This is a genomic window from Rhizobacter sp. P2_H3 (assembly GCF_056403355.1).
This window is the reverse complement of record NZ_JBFUFQ010000273.1, coordinates 1-6925: the sequence shown is the minus strand read 5'-3', so window position 1 is coordinate 6925 and position 6925 is coordinate 1. Positions and strand designations below refer to the sequence as shown.

Annotated in this window: 3 protein-coding genes and 1 pseudogene; 1 reads left to right on the top strand and 3 read right to left on the bottom strand. The window is 71.4% G+C overall.

The window, feature by feature from the left end; translation table 11 throughout:
• The 3 genes and pseudogenes from AC1D1T_RS28435 to AC1D1T_RS28425 all read right to left on the bottom strand — a co-directional run.
• Positions 1 to 216, bottom strand: a pseudogene (locus tag AC1D1T_RS28435) (hypothetical protein); the annotation flags it as partial.
• 52 nt (positions 217 to 268) lie between these two features.
• On the bottom strand, positions 269 to 2527 hold the full coding sequence (locus AC1D1T_RS28430; RefSeq protein ID WP_052211241.1) for a putative bifunctional diguanylate cyclase/phosphodiesterase: 2259 nt from the start codon (positions 2525 to 2527) through the stop codon (positions 269 to 271).
• A gap of 4 nt (positions 2528 to 2531) precedes the next feature.
• A complete protein-coding gene (locus AC1D1T_RS28425; protein ID WP_477992948.1) occupies positions 2532 to 5951 on the bottom strand; it encodes a PAS domain-containing hybrid sensor histidine kinase/response regulator in 3420 nt (1139 codons plus the stop codon).
• A gap of 177 nt (positions 5952 to 6128) precedes the next feature.
• Between AC1D1T_RS28425 and AC1D1T_RS28420 the strand changes: the two genes are divergently transcribed.
• Positions 6129 to 6925 (top strand): hypothetical protein (locus AC1D1T_RS28420; RefSeq protein ID WP_477992947.1); only part of this gene is annotated, 797 nt, incomplete at its 3' end.

Here is a 6925-nt window from a genome sequence, read left to right as displayed (position 1 = left end):
GGCGAGCGCCGCGGCCTGGGCGGCGCTGTCGACCGCCGAGGTGGCGGCCGCCGCGGCAGGCGGGGTGCGCGCCGCCGTCGGCTGGACGCCGGATTCAAGCTGGTAGGCCCGGGCGTAGTTCTCGGGCGTCGGCTCCAGCTTGTCGACCACGAGGCGGCGCAGCGCGGCCTTGGCCAGCACGGCAGGCGTCTGCGGCGCCTGGGGTTTGGTGTCCATCGATCAGGTCAGGGCAAGAGAGGGAGGGCAAGAGAAGGGATCACTTGGGGCATCACTTGGGCGAGTGGCGGTTCGGCCGCGGCTCCAGCCCGGCCCGGATCGAATCGGTGAGCCCGTCGTCCTCGCCGGCATCGACGATCCACGGCGCCTTGCGCGGCAGCACCGTCTGCTGCAGCCACTGCTCCAGCGCCTCGGGCGCGAGCGCCCGGCTGAACAGGAAGCCCTGCATCATTCCGCAGCCCAGCCGGTGCAGCACTTCCATCTGGCGCATGTTCTCGACCCCCTCGGCCACCACGCGCAGGCCGAGCGAGCGCGCCAGCGCGATGATCGCGGTGACCACCGCCGAGCTCTGCGGCGTCATGCCGAGATCGCGCACGAACGAGCGGTCGATCTTCAGCTCGCTGATCGGCAGCGTGGTCAGGTAGGCGAGCGACGAGTAGCCGGTGCCGAAGTCGTCGATCGAGATCTCGACGCCGATCTCGTTGAGCCGGTGCAGCGTCGGGATCACGTTCTGCAGGTCCTTCATCAGGCCCGTCTCGGTGATCTCCAGCTCGATCGCATGGTGCGGCACGCCGTACGCGGTGACGGCCTGGTGGATGTGCTCGACCAGGTCGGTGCGCTCGAACAGCCGGTTCGGCAGGTTCACCGCGATCGAGTCGCTGAAGCCGAAGCTGTCCTGCCAGATCCGGGCCTGGCGCGCCGCCTCGCGGATCGCCCACTCGCTGAGCGGGATGATCAGGCCGGTCTCCTCGGCCAGCGGGATGAAATCGCCCGGCGGCACCAGCACGCCGCCGCGCTGCCAGCGCATCAGCGCCTCGGCGCCCACCATGCGCGCGCCACGCACGTCGACCTTGGGCTGGTAGTGCAGCACCAGCTCGTTGCGCTCGATGGCCTTGTGCAGCGCGCTCTCGAGCTCGAGCTTCTCGCGGCCCTTGCCGGCCAGCGCCGGGCGGTACAGCAGCGCGGCATTGCGGCCCTGCGCCTTCACCGAGTACATCGCCACGTCGGAGTTGCGCATCAGGTCGGCCACCGTCTGGCCGTCGCGCGGGAACATCGCGATGCCGACGCTCGCGGTGACGAAGCACTCCTGGCCGCCGACGAAGATCGGCTCGCGCATCACGTCGAGCACGCGCGCGGCGACCCGCTCGGCATCGGATTCGTCGGACACCTCGGGCAGCAGCGCGACGAACTCGTCGCCGCCGAGCCGGCCGACGGCCTCCAGCGTGCGGTGCGAGCGCGAGCCCATCGATTCGACGGCGCTCTCCATCACCTGGTCGGAGTGGCGCACGCACGAGCGCAGCCGGCGCGACACCTCCATCAGCAGTTCGTCGCCGGCACCGTGGCCCAGCGTGTCGTTGATCACCTTGAAGCGGTCGAGGTCGATCAGCAGCAGCCCGACCGGGTGGTTCAGCCGGCGCGCATGCTCCAGCGCGCGCTCGGTGCGCCAGATCAGCTGGCGGCGGTTCGGCAGGCCGGTCAGCGCGTCGAAGTTGGCGAGGTGGCGGATCTTGTCTTCCGCCATGCGGCGGTCGGTCACGTCCTGCACGATGCCGGTGTAGCCGGAGAGGTTGCCGTGCTCGTTGAACTCCGGCTCGGCCTCGACGTGGATGATGCGCTGGCGGGCGTCGGGCAGCGTGACCGGGATGTCGGTGGCCAGCACCGAGCTGTGGCGGATCACCTCGTGCAGGATCGTCACGAAGCCGGCGCGCTCTTCGTTCGGCACCATGCGCAGCAGCGCCCGCATGCTCGGCGTGTCGCCCGGGCCGAGGCCGAACACCCGCAGCCCCTCAACGGAGAACAGCGGGTTGCCGTGGCCGCGGTGCCAGTCGAAGCTGCCCATGCGCGCCAGGTCCTGTGCGCGCGCGAGCTTCGACTTGCTGCGTTCCAGCTCCTGGCGGGTGCGCGACGAGCGCAGCAGGTAGCGCAGCCGGCCGGCCAGCAGGCTCCAGTGGGTCGACTTGACGAAGAAATCGGTGGCGCCGGCCTCGTAGGCGCGGGTGATCGACGCGTCGTCGTCGAGCCCGGTCAGCATCAGCACCGGCATCGACTCGAAGCCCGGCAGCGAGCGCAGCTCGCGGCAGGTCTCGAAGCCGTCCAGCCCGGGCATCAGCGCGTCCAGCACGACGACGTCGGGCGACCAGTCGGCCAGGATCTGGATCGCCCGCTCGCCGCTGGTGGCCTCGGTGATCGCGAAACCGCGCTCGCGCAGCGCGATGGCGGTGAGCAGCAGGTTGACCTCGTCGTCGTCCACCAGCAGCACGCGCGGCTGCCCGAGCAGGTCGTCGTCGGGCAGCGGCGCGCTCGAGCTCATGAAGTCAGCGGCCCAGCAACCGGCGCGTGGCAGCCACGACGATCACCACCTCGGCCTGCAGCGCCACGATGCGATCGTCCATGCCCTGCGTCGCCTCGCGGCGCACCATGGCTTCGATTTCTGCGCAGATTTGAGACATCTTGAGGGCCCCGATGCTCGCGGAAGACGACTTCAGCGTGTGTACCACGTGCCGGATGCCCGTCAAGTCGTGGGACGCCTGAGCATCCTGCAATTGGGGGAGAAGACGCTCGAGCGAGGTATCGAAGGCCTTCATGACCCGCTCGAGCAGCTGGTTCTCGCCGCTCGGGTCGAGCTCGCGCAGGCGGTCGAGCGCGCCGGCATCGAGCACGCCATCGGCGGCGGCCGCCGGAACAGCGGGGGCCGGAGCGGCCACGCCGCCGGTGGGCGAGCTGTCGGGATCCACAGGCGCCGCGGGGCGCAATCGTTTGGAAAGCATGGCGAGCAGTTGGCTTTGGCGGAATGGCTTGGACAGATAGTCGTCGAAACCGAGTTCGAGAAACCGTTCTTCATCCCCTCCCAGGGCATTGGCCGTCACGGCGATCACCGGCGTTTCGGTCGGCGTCAGGAAGTTGAACCGTCCCGAGCGGCTGCGCCGGAACCAGTTCAACGCCTCGACGCCGTCCATGCCGGGCATCTGGATGTCCATCAGCACCAGATCGAAGCGCCGCTCGCACAACGCCTTCAAACCCTCCAGCGCCGAGGCGCTGACCTGGACCTGGCACCCCAGCGCCCGGAGCATCTGGCCGATGACCTCCTGGTTGACCGGATTGTCTTCGATGACAAGGATCTGTGCGTTCAGCCGGGGCGTCAAGCGCGTCGCATCGGCGCGGTGGCTGGAGATGCCCAGGATCGCCTGGCGCAGCTCGGCCTTGCGCACCGGCTTCGCGACGAAGCGGTCGAAGCCGGCGCGGTGCGCCGCCCGCACGTCGTCCGGCGACGACACCGACGACAGCAGGATCATCTTCATGCCGCTGCCCGGGCGCTCCGGGCCGAGCGCCTTCAGTGCATGGGCCAGGCCCATGCCGTCGAGCCGCGGCATGTGCATGTCGACCAGCGCCAGGTCGAAGCGGGGGTCGACCGGCGTCGCGCCCGACAGGATCGCCAGCGCCTGCCGGCCGTCCTCGGCCAGCACCACCTGCATGCCCCAGGCGCCGAGCATGTTGTCGAGCACGGTGCGGTTGGTCTCGTGGTCCTCGACCACCAGCACGCGCAGGGCCGGCATCTGCGTCACGTCGAGCCCCGGCGACGTGGTGTCGCCGCCGGCGCTGTCGGCAGGCGCCATCGGCATGCTGAAGATGAAGCGCGAGCCGATGCCCGGCGAGCTCTGCACCTCGATGTCGCCGCCCATCAGCTCGACCAGCTGCTTGGAGATCGCGAGGCCCAGCCCGGTGCCGCCGTAGCGGCGCGACATGCCGCCATGCGCCTGCGTGAAGGCGCTGAACAGGCGCGGCAGCACCTCGTCCTCGATGCCGATGCCGGTGTCGCGCACCTCGAACTCCAGCCACAGCGCGCGGTCGGCCGACTGCGCCGGCATCGGCATGCGCACGTCGACGACGATCTCGCCGGCTTCGGTGAACTTGATCGCGTTGGCCACCAGGTTGGTCAGCACCTGGCGCAGCCGCAGCGGGTCGCCGTGCACGTGGCTCGGCATGCCGGGTTCCTCGCGGAAGCTCAGCTCCAGGCCCTTCTCGTGCGCGCGCGGCGCGAGCAGCTCGAGCGTGTCCTCGACCACCGAGCGCAGCGAGAAATCGACCGGCGCCAGCTCCAGCCGCCCGGCCTCGATCTTCGAGAAATCGAGGATGTCGTTGATGATCTCCAGCAGCGCCTCGCCGGAGCGGTACACCGCCTGCGCGAAGCGTTTCTGGCGGTCGTTCAGCGCGGTGCCCAGCAGCAGCTCGGTCATGCCGAGGATGCCGTTCATCGGCGTGCGGATCTCGTGGCTCATGTTGGCCATGAACTGGCTCTTGGCCTGGCTGGCGGCCTCGGCGATGTCGCGCGCGCGCTTCAGCTCGTTCTCGTGCTCCAGCTCCTCGGTGACGTCGCACACCAGGCCGTACACGCGAAGCTCGCCGTCGGGCATGCGGCGCGAGCGGGTGCGCGAGCGCAGCCAGCGCACGCCCTTGACCGGATGCTGGATGCGCACGCGGATGTCGGCCGGCTGCAGCTGTTCCTCCAGCTCGCGGCGGGCCGCCAGCAGGTGGCGGTCTTCCGGCAGCACGCGCGACAGGAAGGAGTTCGGCGTGCGCTCGAACTCGTCCTGCGGCGTGCCCCAGGTGTCGTAGCTGCTCTCGGCGAGGAAGTGGAAGCGGTCGCGCGCCGGGTTGGTGACGAACAGGCTGTCTTCCACCGTGTGCGCGAACTCGCGCAGCCGGTTCTGCGACTCGTGCAGCTCGCGCTCGGCGCGGCGCTCGCGGGTCACGTCGCGCGCGAGCACGATCACCAGCCGCGGCGTGCCGTCGGCATGGCGCAGCGCGAAGCAGCGGGCGCTGACGATGCGGGTGCCGCCCTCGCCCGGCACCTCGACCTCGCTCTCGATGGTGCCCTGCTCGGCCAGCGCCCGCGCGATGGCCGGCTCGCCGAGCAGCGCGACATCGCCGCCGAAGGCATCGCGCACGGTCTTGCCGAGCACCTGCTCGCGGCCCTTGGCGAACTCGCGCTCGGCGTGGGTGTTGAGCGCGACGATGCGGCGGTCGATCGGGTTCAGCACGAACAGGCTGGCCGGCAGGTTCTCCATCAGCAGCTGCAGCAGTTCGGGCTCGGGCGTGGCGGGCGCCGGCGTGGTGGGCAGCAGGATCGGGATGGGGACCGTGGCGGGCGCCTGGGCGTCGGCTGGGGCATCCGGGCGCGCGCTGCGCAGGTCGAGCAGCCGCTGCACCGTCTCGAGCACCCGGCGCAACGCCGTCAGGTCGCGCTGTGCCGGCACGCCGTGCAGTTCCAGCACGGCAGCCGTGGTGATGCCGCCGCGCACCGGCAGCGCCATCACGCTGGCGGCAGAGCCGTGCATCGGTGCCAGGCAGATGCGGCCTTCGGCGACCGCCCGCCCGGTGGCGCTGAGCCGGGGGTGGACGGTGAAGCGGCCTGAATGCGGATCCTCGGGCTGCTGCCAGGCCTGCAGCTGGGCGGCGTCGCCGGCGACGGACAGCACGCGCAGCACCGCGTGGCCCTCGGCCTGCAGGCCCTGCGCCAGCAGCCCGGCGGCGCCGTGCAGGGCGTCGGCCAGCGATTCGGCCTCGTCGACGCGGGCGGCGACCTGCTGCAACAGGCCCAGCCAGTCGACGACCGCCTCCTCCGCCGCGGCCGGCGCCGGCACCGCCGCCACGGGCGGCACCGGCTCGGGCTTCGCCGCACTGCGCGCCTGGCGGACACCGAACCATCGGGCAAGACGAGACAGCGGAGCAGGCATGGATCGACTACTGGTGAAAATGGCGCGGCCGCGTCGTCCCCACGGACTGACCCGGCCCAGGAAAGGGTCTTCGTTCCACTTTCGGTCCCGTCCGGACCGACTTGAGGCATCCGACACATTGGAAACCGGCGCGCGCCCCACAATGTCACGCTGCAACCACTCCTTACAATCCGTCGGATGAATCTCGAGACCGCGCTGCCGGCCGGACTGCTGCTGCTGGCAGCCCTCGCGACCGGGGCCTGGGCAGCCTGGTCGAGACGGCGGCTGCGCCGTGCCGAACAGGCCCTGCAGCACGAACGCGCCGAGCGGCAGGCCGTGGCGCAGACGCTCGACTGCTGGCAATGGCGCAGCGACGCGCAGCACCGGGTCACGCAATGGCGCCCGCCGCGCGGCGCGGCGCTGGCCGACTGGGCCGGGGCCGACGACGCCGCGCCGCTGTGGCAGCACTTCCAGGGCAGCGACACGCTGACCCGCTCGCTGCGCAACGCGATGGAGCAGCATGCGCCACTCAGCGCCACCTCGCTGTGGCGCGCCGGCGCGGCCGGGGTGAGGCAGCCCTGGTCGCTGCGCGCCGAGCCGGTGCTCGATGCGCAGGGCCGCTTCGCCGGCTACGTGGGCACCGCACGCGAGCTCGCCGACCCGGGCGACCAGCGCATCAGCGAATTGCTGCAGGCGCTGGCCGACCCGGTGCTGCGCGTCGCGCTGCCGCCGCCGGGCCAGCTGGGCGTGCTGTACGAGACCAACGCGGCCGCCGAGCGCTGGCTGCACATCGCCGACCCGGCTGCGCTGCCGCCGTGGCCCGAGCTGCTGCAGCGCCTGCCGGCCGGGCTGCGGCCGCTCGCCGAGCAGGCGATCTCGCCGACGCTGCATGCCGGCACGGCGAGCGGCAGCGCCGAGGGCTGGGAGCTGCAGGTGCTGCGGCTGTCGCCGGCGCGGTCGCCGGCGGTTTCGCCGGCCCTGCCGCGCGCCGGCAC

What these genes read in the sequence shown, in the direction of transcription:
- AC1D1T_RS28430 (WP_052211241.1), bottom strand. Translation starts at nt 2,527, where the DNA reads ATGAGCTCGAGCGCGCCGCTGCCCGACGACGACCTGCTCGGGCAGCCG.
- AC1D1T_RS28425 (WP_477992948.1), bottom strand. Translation starts at nt 5,951, where the DNA reads ATGCCTGCTCCGCTGTCTCGTCTTGCCCGATGGTTCGGTGTCCGCCAG.